Origin of the sequence: Eubacterium sp. AF16-48, assembly GCF_003479405.1 — a bacterium.
GTDB classification, from domain to species: domain Bacteria; phylum Bacillota; class Clostridia; order Lachnospirales; family Lachnospiraceae; genus Eubacterium_G; species Eubacterium_G segne.
Genome location: NZ_QUHB01000028.1, coordinates 1 through 999 on the forward strand (window position 1 = coordinate 1; position 999 = coordinate 999).

At 39.4% G+C, this 999-nt stretch carries 1 pseudogene; it reads left to right on the forward strand.

What is annotated here, in order from left to right:
- A pseudogene (locus tag DWW68_RS13285) lies at nt 1-999 on the forward strand (hypothetical protein); the annotation flags it as partial.

A 999-nucleotide genomic window follows, 5' to 3' on the forward strand; every position in this document is an offset into this window, starting at 1 on the left:
TCCTGGTTCAGAGATTAAATTAGACAAGGAATTTAATGAAGAAGGAACATTTGATTTAGGTGGTTATAAAATCTATTTGGGAACCAGCTGGAATGCTTCAACTGCTAAGGCAGGAATCGATGAAAAAGATGCAAAGCATGTTATAGTTCAGCAGACAAACAGCAACTGGAATGATGCATGGGGATTACAGGTTATTAAGAAATTTTATAATTTAACACCTAATGCTACATACACAGTTGAATGGAACATAGTTGCAGCATCTAATGATGGAAACGTAATGGTAACAAACAACAAAGCTAAAATTCAATTAAATGGAGGAGCACAGACATTAACAGGAACATTTACAGCTGACGGAGAAGGAAAAGGCGAATTTGTAGTAGGAATGGGTTGGGTAGGTCTGACCAATCCTATAGAATTTTTCACCCCTGTTGTAAAGGATGCAGAAGGAAATGTTTTAGATGACAGCAAGATTGATACACCTGCTGAAAAGCCGACAGAAGCTCCTACGGAAACTCCAACAGAGGCACCGACTGAAGCACCAACAGAGGCACCGACTGAAGCACCAACAGAGGCTCCTACAGCAGCCCCAACAGAAAAGCCAACGGAGGCACCTACAGCAGCTCCAACAGAAAAGCCAACGGAGGCACCTACAGCAGCTCCAACAGAAAAGCCAACACAGAAGCCGACAGTAGCACCTACAACAGCTAAGGTAAAAGTTGGAACAGCCAAAGTAAAATCAGCTTCAAAGAAGAAAGCTTCAGCTAAGGCAAAAATTTCTCTTAAGAAAGTAAAGGGAGCAACAAAATATCAGGTACAGATTTCTACATCAAAGAACTTTAAGAAGGTACTTGTAAAGAAAACAGTAAAGAAGTTGTCATTTACAGTTAAGAGCAGCAAAATAAAGAATAAAAAGAAATTATATGTAAGAGCAAAGGCTATTAAGGTGGTAGGAAAGAAGTCTTACACAGGAAAATGGTCAAAAGCTAAAAAGGTTAAAGT